This window comes from Corynebacterium sp. 239_CJEI, from assembly GCF_001055995.1.
Taxonomy (GTDB): domain Bacteria; phylum Actinomycetota; class Actinomycetes; order Mycobacteriales; family Mycobacteriaceae; genus Corynebacterium; species Corynebacterium jeikeium_D.
This window is the reverse complement of sequence record NZ_JVOW01000016.1, coordinates 1-15,045: the sequence shown is the minus strand read 5'-3', so window position 1 is coordinate 15,045 and position 15,045 is coordinate 1. Positions and strand designations below refer to the sequence as shown.

Annotated in this window: 11 protein-coding genes; 10 read left to right on the top strand and 1 reads right to left on the bottom strand. The window is 59.7% G+C overall.

What is annotated here, in order from left to right; genetic code table 11:
• Positions 1–18 precede the first annotated feature (18 nt).
• The 10 genes from ADB08_RS04945 to ADB08_RS04900 all read left to right on the top strand — a co-directional run bounded on the left by ADB08_RS04945 (position 19) and on the right by ADB08_RS04900 (position 13,514).
• Positions 19–936 (top strand): Ig domain-containing protein, encoded by a 918-nt coding sequence (locus ADB08_RS04945; RefSeq protein WP_049171409.1) that lies wholly within the window; start codon positions 19–21, stop codon positions 934–936.
• A 135-nt stretch (positions 937–1,071) separates the two neighbouring features.
• The gene (locus ADB08_RS04940) at positions 1,072–1,422 is read left to right on the top strand and encodes a hypothetical protein (RefSeq protein ID WP_049171406.1); all 351 of its coding nucleotides are present in this window, start codon (positions 1,072–1,074) and stop codon (positions 1,420–1,422) included.
• 161 nt (positions 1,423–1,583) lie between these two features.
• Positions 1,584–1,778 carry a hypothetical protein gene (locus ADB08_RS11775; protein ID WP_239660022.1) on the top strand — a complete coding sequence of 65 codons (195 nt, stop codon included), beginning with the start codon at positions 1,584–1,586 and terminating at the stop codon, positions 1,776–1,778.
• A gap of 18 nt (positions 1,779–1,796) precedes the next feature.
• The gene (locus ADB08_RS04930; RefSeq protein ID WP_049171400.1) at positions 1,797–7,574 is read left to right on the top strand and encodes a phage tail tape measure protein; all 5,778 of its coding nucleotides are present in this window, start codon (positions 1,797–1,799) and stop codon (positions 7,572–7,574) included.
• 11 nt (positions 7,575–7,585) lie between these two features.
• Positions 7,586–8,803: a hypothetical protein gene (locus ADB08_RS04925; protein WP_049171397.1), complete on the top strand. Its 1,218-nt coding sequence runs from the start codon at positions 7,586–7,588 to the stop codon at positions 8,801–8,803.
• Positions 8,804–8,809: 6 nt separating this feature from the next.
• On the top strand, positions 8,810–10,483 hold the full coding sequence (locus ADB08_RS04920; RefSeq protein WP_049171394.1) for a hypothetical protein: 1,674 nt from the start codon (positions 8,810–8,812) through the stop codon (positions 10,481–10,483).
• Positions 10,484–10,831 carry a phage gene 29 protein family protein gene (locus tag ADB08_RS04915; protein WP_049171391.1) on the top strand — a complete coding sequence of 116 codons (348 nt, stop codon included), beginning with the start codon at positions 10,484–10,486 and terminating at the stop codon, positions 10,829–10,831.
• Complete coding sequence (locus tag ADB08_RS04910) at positions 10,828–11,637, top strand: hypothetical protein (RefSeq protein ID WP_049171388.1); 810 nt, start codon at positions 10,828–10,830, stop codon at positions 11,635–11,637. The genes ADB08_RS04915 and ADB08_RS04910 overlap by 4 nt, the downstream gene beginning before the upstream one ends.
• Positions 11,634–13,142 carry a hypothetical protein gene (locus tag ADB08_RS04905; protein ID WP_049171385.1) on the top strand — a complete coding sequence of 503 codons (1,509 nt, stop codon included), beginning with the start codon at positions 11,634–11,636 and terminating at the stop codon, positions 13,140–13,142. Before ADB08_RS04910 ends, ADB08_RS04905 begins: the two co-directional genes overlap by 4 nt.
• 3 nt (positions 13,143–13,145) lie before the next feature.
• The gene (locus tag ADB08_RS04900) at positions 13,146–13,514 is read left to right on the top strand and encodes a hypothetical protein (RefSeq protein WP_049171382.1); all 369 of its coding nucleotides are present in this window, start codon (positions 13,146–13,148) and stop codon (positions 13,512–13,514) included.
• Positions 13,515–13,680: 166 nt separating this feature from the next.
• Here the strand turns inward: ADB08_RS04900 and ADB08_RS04895 are convergent, their stop codons facing one another.
• Positions 13,681–14,892, bottom strand: coding sequence for an IS110 family transposase (locus tag ADB08_RS04895; RefSeq protein WP_011273191.1), 1,212 nt, complete (start codon positions 14,890–14,892; stop codon positions 13,681–13,683).
• Positions 14,893–15,045: the final 153 nt, after the last annotated feature.

The following is a 15,045-nucleotide window of genomic DNA, read 5'->3' as shown; positions in this document are numbered from 1 at the left end:
TTTTAAGGAGAAACAGCAATGGCTGAACAGTCCACCCTTGAGGGCTTCAATGCCCGCCATGCCCGTGTCGGTATGACCGGCGCTGTCCGCGCCGCCGCACTGGGCACCAAGAAGGTCCCACTGGGCGAGAAGTACGATTCCGAGGTTCACAAGAACCTTGGCTACCTGTCCCCGGACGGCCTGGAGATTTCCTTCGACGAGGACAAGCAGGAGTACATCCCGTGGCAGGAGGTCAACCCAATTCGTGTTGACGTCACTAAGGCCGTTAAGGGCATCAAGATGACCCTGTGGGAGTCCTCGGTTGAGAACCTGGCGAAGTTCCTGGGCGTCACCGAAGACGAACTCATCAACGAGGGCGGTGTTACCGAGTTCTACGAGGGTAACCTGCCGGACTTCCCGCACGAGTTCCTGTCCCTCGACGTTATCGATAAGGGCAAGGCTATGCGCCTGACCCTGTTCGATGCGCAGATCACTGAGCGCGGTTCCCTGGTGTTTAAGAAGGACGACATGGTCGGCCTGGAAATCACCTACAACACCTACCCGGCTTCTGAGGCTGACTACGGCTCCACTGAGCCGGACGCGGTCGGTAAGACCGCGAACTGGCAGTTCAACTCCGAGTGGGCTTCTGGTGGCCGTGCCGCTACCGGTGAGTCCACTGATGGTGTGCAGGCGCTGAAGGTGTCCTCTGGCGCTACTTTGCCGGAGCTGACTAAGGGCCAGGCATACACCGCTACCGTCACCGCTTCTGGTGGTACGGAGCCGTACGAGTTCTCGGCTACTGGTCTGCCGTCTGGCCTGTCGATTGATAAGGCCTCCGGCAAGATTTCCGGTTCGGTTTCTACCGTTTCTGGTTCCAGCATTTCGGCGACCGTGACCGTGAAGGATTCGAAGAACCTGTCTGCGTCGCAGCAGGTGACTATCCCGGTCGCGTCCTAGTACTCGGCCGTCGTGGGGTGGGGTGCGGGTTGTTTTGTGGCAGACCCGGCCCGCGCCCCTTTTTCTTTTCTTTGCCCGCGTAAATGGGTCTGCCACCACATACTTCTTTTTCTTAACTCTTTTTGGAGGTCTGCCATGACTAACTTGAATCTCGACGAACTGCTGAAGCAGCGCGAAGAAGCCACCGGAGCCGAAAAGGGCATGGTCCCATTCGACTTCCAGGGAAAGACGTTCACGTTCCGCGACCCAATCCTGCTGGACGATGACGCACTCGACGAACTCTCCGACCTCGAGGACGGCCCGGACATCGCCGAGTTCTACATGGGCGCCGAGCAGTACGACCAGTTCCTTGAGGTCGGCGGCACATCGAACCTGTTCTTCATGGTGTTCACCCAGTACATGAACGAATCCCGCGATGAGGTTGGGGGAAACCCTACTCGTGGCAATCGCTCCTCGCGTCGGGCAGCGCGTCGCCGGAAGCGCTAGAAGCCGCGTTTGAGCGGTTCTACGGGTGGGACCCGATAGCGGCGTATTTCCGGCGTGAGATAACGCTGCGGAAACTCCGGGTCCTACTTGAGGGGTTGCCGGACGCTGGCCCACATACCCGCCATCTCACTGACGGCAGGGAATGGGGAGCGACCCTCGACATGCTGTGGGCAATCATGTGGGAGACAATGCGCGGCTCTGTGATTGCGGCACGCGCGGCGGGGGATAAGAAGGCCGAGTTGCCTTCTGAGAATAGGCCACGTTTCCCGTGGTCGGAGACAGATAACAAATCGAAGTTCGGTGACTTCGGGGACGCCACACCTGAGGAGGTTGCGGCGTACCTGGATTCACTTTAGGCACTGGAGGTCAAGATCATGGCTGGTGGCGTTTGGGTTCCCGTTAACGCGCAGATGAAGGGCTTTGTCGCCACTGTCATGAAGGAGGTCTCCGGCGCTGCGCGTAAGTCTGGGCAGGAGTTCGAGAAGGAGTTCTCTAAGTCTGGTGAGTCTGCGGGTACGGCACTTGCCCGTAAGGTCGAGCAAGCGACTAACGCTCTGTCTCGCGCCCGCCGTGATGAGGCGCAATCCGCGAAGGATCTGGCTGTCTCCGAGCAGGAGCTGGAGAATATCCGCTCGAAGGGCAATGCGTCCGCGTCGCAGATTATCGCCGCCGAGAATAAGGTGGCGACTGCGAAGGCGAAGAATGAAGACGCTTCTATGCGTGTTGCCCGCTCGGAAAAGGACTTGGAGGCTGCGCGTAGTGGGCAGTCGACAACCTCTAATGCGGTGAAGCGTGCTGAGGATAATCTTTCGCAGGCGCGTATTGCGTCTACTGATGCTGCTGGTAAGGTGCGTGCGGCTGAGGCTGCTGTTGGTGAGGCGCGTGATAAGGCGAAGGCTGGTGCTGCTGGTGTGGCGCAGGCTGAGCAGAAGGTGATTGATACTCGTGACCGTTATGGTGCTGGGACGAAGGAGACGGCGCGGGCTGAGCGTGAGCTGGAGAAGGCGAAAAAGGACGCTGATAAGGCGAATCTTGCGGTGACGAAGGCTGAGGGTGACCTCGGCAAGGCCAGGGTGAACCTTGAGAATGCAACGGATCAGCTGGCCGCGAAGGAACTGCGTCATAAGCAGTCGTTGAAGGACGTTGACGAGGCTCAGAAGAACGCCGGGAAGTCGGCCAAGGGACTTGGCGATGGTATGGGCATTCTTGATGGGAAGCTGGGGGCGGTGGCGAAGTCCGCCGGTGCTGCTATCGCCGGTTTCGCTGGCTTCTCGGCTATCAAGAATATGGCGTTTGACTTGGGGCAGCAGTTCTCTGAGATGGATCGCACTATCCGCGCTGGCACGGGCGCGTCGGGTGCCGCGTTTGATGAATTGGCGGAGTCGGCGCGTCGGGTGGCGACTGAGCTTCCGGCGGCTGATGGTGACATTAAGGCGATTGGGTCTACGCTCGCGGACCTTAATACTCGGCTCGGCGTGTCTGGCCCTGAGCTAGAGACGCTGACGAAGCAGTTCACGGCGCTGGATACGTTGGGGTTTGAGGCCGATATTAACGCTGCGTCGCAGGCGCTGAATGGCTTCGGTATCGAGGCGAAGGACATGCCTGCTGCGATGGACGACCTTTTCCGGGTGTCGCAGGCGACGGGCGTGTCGATGGATGACCTGGCGAACTCTGTCACCAAGGGCGGGCCACAGTTGCGTGAGTTCGGGTTTAGTTTGCAGGACGCAGCGGCGTTGACTGGTCTGCTGGATAAGGCTGGCCTGGATGCGAATAAGACTATCGCGGGTATGGGCAGGTCGATGGTGGAGTTCGCTAAGCAGGGCAAGGACGCGCCGGAAGCCTTGAAGGAGACGACTAAGGCGGTTGGCGACCTGCTGGCTAAGGGCGATGAGGCCGCGGCGATTGATATGGCCGCGAAGCTTTTCGGCACTAGGGGCGCTGGCCAGTTTGTGGATGCGGTGAAGACCGGCGCTTTCAGCGTCGATGACCTGAATTCTGCTATCGGTGCGACGGGTGACACGATCCTGGGTGTGGAGGAGCAGACTCGCACTTTCAAAGATCAGTGGAATCTTTTTAAGCAGCAGGCGGGTGTTGCGCTGGAGCCGTTGGGTAAGGCGTTGATGGGGGTGCTTATCCCGGCGGTGGAGTCCGCGTCGGAGAAGGCTCGCGTGTTTGCTGAGAAGATGCAGGCGATGGGCCGGTTTGTGCAGGATAATTCGACGTGGCTGGGGCCGCTGGCGCTCGGTTTGGGTGCTGCGGCGACTCAGTTTGTTGCGCTGTACAAGGCCATGAAGTTTGTCGAGATGGTCAAGACGGCTAAGGCTGCTGGTGAGCTGGCGACGAAGATTAAAATCGTTGGTGCTGCCACGAAGGTGTGGACTGGCATTCAGGCCGGTTTTAACTTCGTTATGAATTTGAACCCAATTGTTCGCTGGGGCACCCTAATTGCGGCGGCTGGTGTCGCTCTGTGGGCATTCTTCACCAAGACCGAAAAGGGCCGTGAAATCTGGGGCAAGTTCACCGATTTCATGAAAACAGCGTGGGACGCAACCACCCGGTTCTTCAAGGACGCGTACACCGCCTACATCGAGCCGGTGTTCGACTGGATTGGCGAAAAGTGGGAGAACCTGAAGTCCTTGTTCTCCGCCGGTTTCGGCGAGAACTCCAACCTAGGCGGCATGTTCACCACCTTGAAGGACGCTGTCGGTGTTGCGGTGGATTGGATTGGGCAGAAGTGGGCTGAACTCGGCCCCGCCATGAGCCAGATTTACGACACGTGGATTCGCCCAGTCATTGATTTCTTCAAGGCCGGTATCGACATGCTTTCCACCGCTATCCAGTGGTGGGTGAACAACATCACGAAGCCTGCGCTTGACCTTCTGGGGCAGGCGTTCCAGATCGTGTGGAACACGTTCATCAAACCGGTTATCGACGGTTTCAAGACCGGCGTTGACCTGCTGGGGCAGATTTTCCAGATCATCATCAACGGGGTGATTGTCCCCGCGTGGCAGTTCATGGGCGACATGTTTATGTCGGTGTGGACGAACATTGTCAACCCGGTGTGGGAGTTCATGAAGAACCTGGTCGGCGTGTTGGCGGACGTGCTGACCGGTAATTTCGACAACATCAAGAACCGCTTCTCTGACATGGGGCGGAACATCCACGACATTGTCATGGGTGTTGTTAAGTCCGCGATGGACTTTTTCCGCGGCCTGGTGGAGATGGTCGGCAACGCCTGGCAGACATTCAAGGATATTGTGCAGACCGTCGTTGATGTGGTCAAGCAGAAGATTCAGGAGATGGTTGACCGCCTATCCCAGTTCCCAGGCCAGGTTCAGAACCTGTTCTCGCAGGCCGGGCAGTGGCTTGTGTCTGCTGGCCGGAACATCATTAACGGCCTGTGGAACGGCATGAAGTCCGCATGGTCGAGTGTAAAGAACTGGCTGTCCGAGAATCTGTCGTTCTCCGCGATTGGTTCTCTGGTTGGTCTGCGCTCCGGCGGTATCGTCGTCAACGCTGAGGGCGGCATTATGCGCGCCTACATCGACGGCGGTATCGACCAGTTGGAGCAGTACGCCAACGGTGGCCGCCGTGGTGAGCGTCATGTGGCGCAGATCGCCCCGGCTGGTTCGTGGCGTGTGTGGGCTGAGCCGGAGACCGGCGGCGAGGCTTACATCCCGCTTGCTCGGTCGAAGCGTGGCCGATCCACTGCGATTCTTGATGAGGTCGCTGGCCGGTTCGGATACCAGCTGGTTAATGAGCGGACTGGTCGCCCGTATGACGGCAATTACTCTGGGAACCTTGGCCCGCAGCATGTAACCAATTTCGCTGACGGCGGCGTGGTTGCTACCGAGGACGATTTGATGCGCCTAGCGCAGGGCGAGGGCGCTTCACGCCCTCTTGAAGGTGCGCCGTATGTTTTCGGCGGCTCTAACTGGGGTGACTGCTCCGGTACCGCGTCGGCGTTTGCAGCTAAGGCTGTTGGCATTGACCCGTTCCCGCGTAAGTTCTTCACCGGCGATGAGGCTTCGTGGCTTTCGTCGCATGGCTTCCAGCGCGGGCATGGCGGCCCCGGCGACCTGCGTATCGGATTCCGTAATGGCGGCCCCGCTGGTGGCCACACCTCCGGTACGCTGCCGGACGGCACGAACTTCGAGATGGGTGGCGCGCGCGGTAACGGCCAATTGGGCGGTGGCGCCGCTGGTGCAGATGATTCGTACTACAACGAGTTCTTCTATATCAGTGTTGCCCCTGCGTTTGAGGACGTGCAGCTCGACGATCTTGGCGACCTGTCGCCGGATGAGCAGATGGCGGCGTATGCGCAGAACCCAGACGCGGTGAACTCCTACTACGCGGAGCAGGCGGAGCCGTATGTGGCTGACTCGATGCCGGACACCTCTGCGGCTAGTGAGCCGCAGGCGTTCGGCGGAGAAACCACTATCTCCGGTGCCGCCGGTTCGGTGGTGCAGGAGTTGGTGACCGGCCAGGTCGGTGACGCGCTGGCGGTGTTCGGCGTGCCGGACACTATCCCGTCGTGGCTGATTGGGGCGCAGAAACTCGCATCGAAGTTCTGGAACGGCCCCGATAAGAAGTACGGTCAGGGCGATAATCCTGGTACGTCGACGGCGGAGCAGCACGCTATCGAAAACCACGACGCGGCTGTTACGTCGATGACTCCGACGGAGCTTGCGGCCGACCCGCAGTTGTCTCAGATCCCTGAGAGCGAGCGGGACGTTATCGTTCAGCCGGAGGTCCCGGAGTGGGGGCCAGGGTTCTTCGCGTACGAGATTTCCCGTGCGGCGATTGACTCCGGTTTTAACCCGTCCGGTGACGCGGCGGATGCGGCGCAGATTGGTCTGATGACGGCGCTGGTTGAGTCTAGTGACCCGATGCAGATGTATGCCAACAACAGCGTGCCGGAGTCGCTGAACTACCGGCACGACGCGGTCGGCTCCGACCATGACAGTGTTGGTCTGTTCCAGCAGCGCGACAACGGCGCATGGGGCACAGTGGCGCAGCGCATGGATCCCTACGAGTCGGCGAAACTGTTCTACCGCGAACTCTCAAAGTTCGATTGGCAGAGCATGGAGCCGGGCGACGCTGCCCAGAAGGTTCAGCGCTCCGCGTTCCCTGACCGGTATGCGGCGAAGATGGATAGGGCGGGGCAGCTGTACGGCGACACTGGCCTGTTCACCTACAACCAGGAGACCGGGCGGAATGATGTGAAGGGCACGGTCACGCGCCCAGAGCAGATTGAAGCCGGTGTCTACGACAACGGTGGCATTCTCAAGCACGGTGCTGCGGCGTTCAACTTCTCGAAGAAGCCGGAAGCGATTCTGACGAACGAGCAGTGGGAACAGCTGCAGGGCATGGCCGATAGCGCCATGAACAGCGACCTCGCGAAGGAACTCACCACCGCCATCAACGGCGGCACCGGCGAGGATGGGCAAAAGCACGGCGGCATCCTGAAGGACATTCAGGGTGTGACGATGGGCAACATCCGCCAGCAGCTGCCGAACCTAGCGCGCCAGATTGTGTCCGGAACCGTGCGTACCGGTGGCACGTTGGCGTTGACCGGTGCGAAGGCCGGTGTTGGCCTGGCCGGTGCTGGGCTGGATGCTGGTATTGGTGCTGCGACGGGTGCAGCGTCGAGTATGGCCGCTGGTGTAGGCGGTTCGCTTGGCGCGATGTTGCCAGGTATTGGCACCGCTGTCGGTGGCGCTATGGGGTCGCTGGGCGCGTTGACCGGGTTCAGCTCTGCCGGTGATGCGTTATCCACTGTTGGTACTGCGGCGATTGACATGGTTGGCCAGCCGGTCGTTGATATGGCGGCGTGGTACACCGGCGAGGTCGCGGCCGGGTGGACGGATGCGTTCCTGCAGTACGGGGAGCAGCTGTTCGGCAGTGTTGAGGCTCCGTTCCAGGACATTCTCGGCCCCGTGTCGAGCGCTGTGAATCAGGTGTCCTCGAAGGTGAATGAAATGCCGATTGGTGGTGGCAACGTCGGCGCGTCGGAGTCGCAGGGCGAGCAGCAAACTGGTTCGCTGCGTGGCCCAACGACGGTTATCAATGTGCATTCGGTGCAGGAGGCGTTGGAGATGCAGCGTCATGCGGAGCGCCGTGAGTTGGCCGGTTTCGGCCTAGGTAGGTAGGAGGATGCTTCTTGTCTGTTTATGGTCGGCATAAAATCACGGTCAACGTCATTGGCGTTAACGGCATGAAGTTCTGTATCTCCGGCGACAAGGCCGGGGATATGGGCATCTGGCTGATGGACGAGCACGTTGGCCTGCTGGATACGCCGGTGGAGACGATTTGGTCATCATCGGCGGCGCAGGTCGGTGCGACGTTCAACGCGCTGCGGTTCCAGGCGCGTGAGGTCACGCTGCCGGTGGTTATCCTCGACTCACCGTCGCGTCCGTGGCAGCGGGCGGACTCGCAGTGGCGAAAAGCGTGGTCGTACACGGAGGACGCGCAGATTGAGATCATTTCCTTATCTGGGCGGCGTGTGCTGTCGTGTCGCCTGTCCGCCACTCCGGAGGTGGAGCTGGGCAAGGGCGGACAGTTCAAGGGTTCGGCGCGGATGTTGATGCATCTGAAGGCCGGTGACCCGATGTGGTACGACCAGGACGTTACCGACGTGTGGCGTTTCGACGGTATCCGCTGGAATGGAACTGTCACCGTATCCAACCCGACTGACCAGCCCATGTGGCTACGCTGGACGCTCACGGGCCCGGCTTCGATGATTCTGCCGGACTTTTCGTGGGAAACCCGCGAGGGCTATCCGGGGTTCGAGCACCAGCGCCGCCTTATCACCCTGCCGTTCCAGCCCTACGGAGTCGATGTCGCGGTGGATACTGACCCGGAGGTGGAGCAGATTGTGTCCATCCAGCGCCCTAGCTGGGGTGCGAAGATGAACGGCCAGTTCTTCTGCTACCCGGTGCCACCGTGGACAACGGAGACGGAACTGCCGGTGTTCGTGAACCCGCTGCCGTGGACTAACGACATTTGGCGGGCTCTGCAGATTCCGTTCGCTATCCCCACCGACGCTCTGGCGAAGACGGCGGAGATTCTCACCCGGATTATGACCCCGCTGGATATTGGTGATCCGGGCATGCTCGGTATCGACCAGCTGGCGGAGTACGTTGACCAGGCTTTGCAGGAGATGTTCCAGTTCTTCCGGGATAAGGATAAGGACGGTGACGGGCAGACCGATGCGTACGCGTGGGTGCAGGAAGCATCAAAGAAGCTGACGAAGAAGACTATCGGCCAGTTGTTTGAAAAAAGTGTTGGGTACACGGCGGGGCAGTTGTTTACTCTGCCGGGCGCTGCGGTGCAGGTCAGGCAGGTGCGCCGCTGGTCGCGCCCGTACGGTTTGGAGTGATGCAGTGTGGCTATTGCGTTAAGTGACCCTATCGAAGCGGTGGATAAGCACCTCGATGAGGTGTGGGAGCGGCTGCGGAATGAGCGTCTTGCTCGTGTTGCCCGCAGGCAGGTTCGCCCGCTGATTCGCCTGTGGGACGGTGACTGGAATTTCCGGGGCGTTGTCGCAGGCGAGATTGACTTCAGTTTCGAGTGGCGGATGAATGATGTTGGCGGCGGGTTTGTGAAACTCCCGCACGATCATTACCTGGCGCTGTGGGCTATGGGCGTGTATAAGCGTCCGACCCGGAATATTCACATCACGGTGGATAAGGACGGTGCGCGTTGGGGTGGACGCATGCAGTCCGCCACGTTGGTGAAGAACGAGGACGGCACCCGGCATGTCGAGTTGAAGTTCCTGGATGATGTGAAGGAACTCGACCATATCCATGTGTGGCCGAACCCGTTCCTCCCTGCTGGGGTGCAGTTCCCGAAGGCATTCATTTTGGCCGGGCCGTCCCGCTACACCCTGAAACTCGCCCTGTTCATTAATCTGATGCGTTTGTCCGGGAACTTCTGGCACCTGCCGGATAATCCGCTTGATCCGCGCACGTGGGTGGAGGGCATTGTCCCGCACCTGTGGCCGATTCTCGTGCAGCCGGATTCGCTGGTCATGGATGACTCACAGTGGTGCATTATTTCGTCGCGGTTTGATTCGTGGATGGAGATGGCGCGGCCGATTCTGCAGGACGCGGGGTTGATGATTGTCACGCGTCGGTGGATTGAGGGTGACCCGAAGCCGAAGGGTTATCTGTTTCCGCTGCGGACAGGTCAGCTGGTCGTGGACATCGTGGACAAGTCCGGTGTGTATGAGCAGACGGCGACCGGCGGCACGATCTTCGGCGGCATGTGGCGCACGGTCACCCGTCTGGGCGACAACCTGGTCGATGAGGTCATCACGGATGTTGTGAACCCGGTCGAACCTGCAGAGTACTCACTGTCGCAGTTCCTGGGGACGAAACCGGCGCAGCCGTGGGTGGTGTTCCGAGACGGAGACGTGTCCCCGGTGAAATCCGGCTCGTGGACATGGGAACCGGCGACGGTGGTGCAGATTAACGCGGGCGGTAGGTCAGCGCCCGGGGTGAACACGTTCATCTCGGCGAACATTCAGCTGGTCGGAAATCTGATTGGCGCGGTGTTCCTGATGAACGGCATCGGCGCAATCGCGGACACGGCGCTGAAACCGCTGTACGAGGATGTTTTCCTGGCGTTCGGGTCGATTAAGTCGCCGTTCCGGTCGGCTAAGGCTGGGTGGTCGCACTACCACGAGGGCTGGGCTGACGGCGCAGAAACAAGTTATTCACTGTCTGGCCTGGTGGCGTTCCGTCAGGCGTTCTGGGAAACCCGGTCACGCTCCAAAGTCACCGTTGACCTCGAGGGCGGGCCGTGGACTATCGGCACTGAAGGTCAGGGGCATTGCTGGCTCGGTGACCGTGTCGGCGTCACGCTGGAGGGCATGCCGCGCGGCCAGTACGAGGTGCATCAAATCAGCGGCCTTGTGCTGGCTGGTTCTCGTGGTGAGCCGGTGAAGTGGTCGATGACCGTAGGCGACCCCCGCACCGACCAAGCGCCGATTGAGCGGCTGCTGAATCAGTCCCGCTTCTTCTTTGAGGCGATTAAGAAACTAGGAGTGTGGTCATAAATGGCGATTGACCAGCGTAAGGCTGATATGGCCGACCCGGAGCAGCATTTCGCATGGGCGTTGGCGTCTTTTCCGGTGATGGCTGATGGCACGCCGATGGTTCTGCCGGTGATGTGTTTGCCGGTGGTGTCGAGGTTCCTGTGGGACTGTGGTTTCCGTCATCATCCGGAGTTGCAGCAGTTGAAGCAGGTGCTTGACCCGAGGGCGGCGTTGCAGTCGGCGGGTGTGCGTTGGGTGCCGGTGGAGGATGAGGAGAAGGTTCCTGCCCCGTCGGTTGATTTATCGAACTTGTCGGATGCGGAGGCGGCTGCGGTGCAGGCGGCGCTTGATCGGAGGAATCAGTCATGACGGCTCCTGGTGAGGGTGTGCCCGAGGGCGGCTACTCGGTGTCGAATTTGGCTGAGTTGCAGGCTTTGGATGAGGCTGCGGTTTTGCGGAAGCTTCGGCAGCCGATTGACCGGGCGTGGGGTGATGTGAATAAGAACTTGTTCCAGCGGATTGATGAGTGGGGGCAGGAGAAGATTGTGAAGCCTCTGCAGCAGATTTTTGCGGGTCGGAAACCAGCGGGCTGGGAGCACGTGGCGGATGAGTTTCAGGATGGTCAGTTGGCGTTGAAGAACACGCTTGAGTTGCTGTCTCCGTTGCTTGATTATGGTTCCGCGTATATGGACGCTAAGGGCGGGTTTCTGCAGTTCGGCGACAACCACGGTGTGATGCCGTTTACGCGATCGATTGGGGAGATGAAGGGCTGCGAGCTGCACGATAACGGCATTAGGTTTTTGTCTGCTGGCTTGTGGGATATCCGCTGCCAGATGGCGTATGGGAATAATGCGCTTGGTGTTGGTAATGGCACGGTCGAGTGGTTTGTGAGGGTTTACCGACCGGACGGCACGTTGTATTCGGAGCAGGTTGGTCTGGAAGCGAACGTGTGGAGTAAGACCAGCTATATCGCGTCGTCGGTGGTTGTGCCGGAGCAGGGTTACACGGTGAAGATTGAAGTTTCGTGGATTCACGGGTCTAGGCGACTACTTGGTGGGCCGCGTAATAACCGGCTGGTTGTGCAGCACATTTCTAACAAGGTCGGTGTTGGTGGCACTGGCGCTGAGGATTCGTACATTGAGGACATTGTCCCGGACGGGGAGGTTGAGCCATGACCGTTTTAATCGGTGACGTGAAGGACATTGGTTGGAAGCCGACGGATGGCACTATCACTATTTTTTCGACGGCGACGCGGCGTGCGAATGCGACGACGGGGATTGTGACCAGGGAGCGTCGTGAGGTTCCGTTGGTGGCTGGTCGTTTTCGGACTGGTGCTCTTGACCCGGGGCGGACGACGGTTGAGCTTGTGGCGCCCGGGGTTTTCGAAAGCTGGACTTTTGATTTGCCGACGGACGGCACAGTGTCGCTGGCGGATATGATTGAGAATTCTGAGGAGTATCAGCCGTCTAGTGCTGTGGTGAATGCTGCGCAGGCGGCGGCTGCTCAGGCGGAGTTGTCGGCTCAGCGTGCGTCGGGGTTTGAGTCTGGCGCGGAGCGCGCCAGGGATGAGGCTGTGCAGGCGCAGGCTAGTGTGCAGCGCGTGCTGGATGGTTCTTTGGCGTTGGTGCGTGGGGAGTTCACTGACCTGACGGATAGGGCGGAGTCTGCTGCTGTGCGTGCTGAGCAGGCGCGTGACGCGGCGGAGGGTTCCGCTGAGGGTGCTGCTGGTTCTGCTGTGTCTGCGAAGGAAGACGCTGACCGTGCGGAAGCAGCGGCGGGTAAGGCGGCGACTACGGCCGCTGACCAGACGCGGGCTGAGCTTGCGGGGTTCGCTCAGGCTGCGGCGCAGTCGGAGCAGAATGCGGCGGGGTCTGCGTCGGCGGCGCAGGGGTTCGCTGAGCGCGCGGGTGTGGCTCAGTCCGAGGTGGCTACGGTTGCTGGCAGGGTTGAGGCTGATCGTGTGCGTGCGGAGTCTGCTGCGCAGGGCGCGGAGGCATCGGAGTCGGCTGCTGCTTCGTCGGCGGAGTCGGCGCGGAATGCTGCTGATGCTGCTGGTGGTGCGCGCCTTGGTGCTGAGCAGGCGCGTGATGAGGCTGTGCAGGCTGCGGAGTCGGCGCAGGTTGGTGCCCCGGAGGGTGGGTGGCCGCGTGAGGCACTGTCGCAGGGTGTGCGTGAGTCTTTGACGCGGGCGGATTCCGCGTTGACTACGGTTCCGCGCGCCACAGGCCAGGTCGCGGGCGGTGTGCAGCTTGCGGGCGACCTTGCCGGTACGTGGGATGCGCCCACCGTGCCGGGGCTGGCCGACAAGCTGGACAAACAGCCGGTATCGGAGTCTGTGACTGCTGGCTCGCTGGTGCAGCGAACCGAGGGCGGGCAGGTGAAGACGGCTACCCCACAGGCTGACGATGACGCGACCACGAAGGCGTATGTGGACGGGATTCTCCCGAAATACGAGTATGACTACAATCCGACTCCGTTGACGATGGCGCTGCGTACTGGAACGGGCACGATGCGTGTTGGTGACGCAGTGGGCGCGAAGGACGCGGTGACGAAGGCGCAGTTGGATGCGCTTGCGGCGCGTGTGGCGGCGTTGGAGAACAACGCGGTCACGTCCACCACCTACCGCACTATCGCCCGTGGTACTGGTTCACGCTCGGACACTATCTACATTCAGGAGTAGCCCATGCCAGTACTAAACCGTGTGAAAGGCATCTACCGTGGCCGGGCGCTAGTCGCTTTTGTGCGTGTCGCCGGTCGCGTCATCTGGCAAGCCAGGAAAATCGTGGGCTGGAACAAAATCGCCGGGCCGTACCAAGTAGAACACGTCTCTAAAAGACAGAGGAAAATCACTTTTGCGACCGGGAGTAAAGACGAATTCCAAAACCTACAAAGAACTACCGACTTGTATCTGAAAGGCGATGACGGCGAATACTACAAGGTCACGCGCGTTGACCCTGGGCTTTCTTCGTCCGTGTATATCGACGTGAACGTAGAAGACACTATCGCCGAGACAGGCAGCATGGTCAGTTTCTACCAGCCGGTGTGGGGGTAAAAGATGGTTGTTCTCAACAAAGCCAAGGGTATCCGTGTCGGGGGGGGGTGTCCCTATGTTTTTGTCAAGTGCCAGACCGATGTTGACGAGCACAGTCTTGGGAGTAGTTTCTTAGGCGTGCCTAGGAGCCGGCCAGCGTGTGCTGGTCGGCTTCGTCTTTGGGGCTTTATGCGGCGACGGGGCGTGGCGGGATTTCGCGGAAGAACTCCTTGTTTTTCAGCATCGCGTAGATGACATTGCATCGGCGTCGTGCCAGGCAGATGACTGCTGCGTTGTGGCGTTTTCCTTCAGCGCGTTTGCGTTCGTAATACCGCCGTGACGGTTCGTGGCTGCGGATAACTGCGAATGCGGAGTAGAACAAGGCGTTTTTCAGTCGTTTATTGCCTGACCGTGCCGGGAATTCACCTCTGATCGACGAACCGGATCGTCTAGTCACGGGTGCTATTCCAGCATAAGCAGCTAAGTGGCCAGCACTAGCGAAGTCGGAGCCATCACCGATCGCAAGAAGGATCTGCGCTGCGGTCTTGATGCCGACTCCGGGCATACTCATCAAGACCTCACAAAGAGGGAAATCAGCGAGCATCTCTTCAACCTGCTCAGCAATGGTGTTTCGTTGCTCTTTGAGGGCCTGGATGTTTGCAGCCAGTTGAGGAATTACTAACTCGGCGGCATCGCTTCCAGGCACGGTGACTGTTTGAGCTTTCAGCGCTGTAAAAATGTCGTCTACCAGCGGGGTGGGGTCTTTACGTGTGCGCTTGATCATCCAGTTCAACACTCGTTGGTATCCGGCTCTTTTTAGCCCCTGCGGTCCCTTGTAATGGATCAATAATTCCAGGATCGGCGTGCGAGTCAGGGTGCTACCAGCAAAAACTCGTTCCAGGCTGGGGTAGATCTGGGTGAGGACACTGCGAAGCCGATTGACAGTGCGAGTGCAATCGCGGGCGATGTCATCATCGAAGCCGGACAGCATCTTTAGGGCGGAGAGTACCTCATCATTGCGGTCGACGGCACGTAGCGTGTGGGGCATTGTGCGGGCGGTGTCGGCGATGATGAATGCGTCGCGTTTGTCTGTTTTTGCACGTCCCGGATAGAGATCTGCAGCTTTGCGCATCGCAAGACCTGGCAGGTATCCGACTTCGCAACCGCAGTCCCGGGCTACAGCAATCGGTAGTGCGCCGATGGTGTTGGGTTGGTCGACGATCACGAGCACGGTGCCAAGCTTCTGAAGCTGGTGAAAAACGCCTGCTAGTTCGGATTCGAGTTGAGGCAACGGTTTGTCGAAGACCTTGTTGCCATCACGGTCTAAGGCGCAGGCGTGGTGTTCAGATTTGCCGACGTCTAACCCAAGGAATATGTCGATGGAATGCTCCGGAGACATGATGAGCTCCTAGAAAACGAGATGGGTATGGCGTTGTTCCAGTCGCTGGTGTCATGACCTTCGTTGCAAGCACCCACGTTACAAAGAGACCTAGTTTAAAACTGGCCGTGTCCCTATCAGCTGTCATCGAAAGTCCTGGCACCCGGCGGCAAC

Excerpts from the sequence above, each read along its gene's own strand:
- ADB08_RS04945 (WP_049171409.1), top strand. The coding sequence starts at position 19 with ATGGCTGAACAGTCCACCCTTGAGGGCTTCAATGCCCGCCATGCCCGT.
- ADB08_RS04940 (WP_049171406.1), top strand. The coding sequence starts at position 1,072 with ATGACTAACTTGAATCTCGACGAACTGCTGAAGCAGCGCGAAGAAGCC.
- ADB08_RS04930 (WP_049171400.1), top strand. The coding sequence starts at position 1,797 with ATGGCTGGTGGCGTTTGGGTTCCCGTTAACGCGCAGATGAAGGGCTTT.
- ADB08_RS04910 (WP_049171388.1), top strand. The coding sequence starts at position 10,828 with ATGACGGCTCCTGGTGAGGGTGTGCCCGAGGGCGGCTACTCGGTGTCG.
- ADB08_RS04900 (WP_049171382.1), top strand. The coding sequence starts at position 13,146 with ATGCCAGTACTAAACCGTGTGAAAGGCATCTACCGTGGCCGGGCGCTA.
- ADB08_RS04905 (WP_049171385.1), top strand. The coding sequence starts at position 11,634 with ATGACCGTTTTAATCGGTGACGTGAAGGACATTGGTTGGAAGCCGACG.
- ADB08_RS11775 (WP_239660022.1), top strand. The coding sequence starts at position 1,584 with ATGCTGTGGGCAATCATGTGGGAGACAATGCGCGGCTCTGTGATTGCG.
- ADB08_RS04895 (WP_011273191.1), bottom strand. The coding sequence starts at position 14,892 with ATGTCTCCGGAGCATTCCATCGACATATTCCTTGGGTTAGACGTCGGC.
- ADB08_RS04915 (WP_049171391.1), top strand. The coding sequence starts at position 10,484 with ATGGCGATTGACCAGCGTAAGGCTGATATGGCCGACCCGGAGCAGCAT.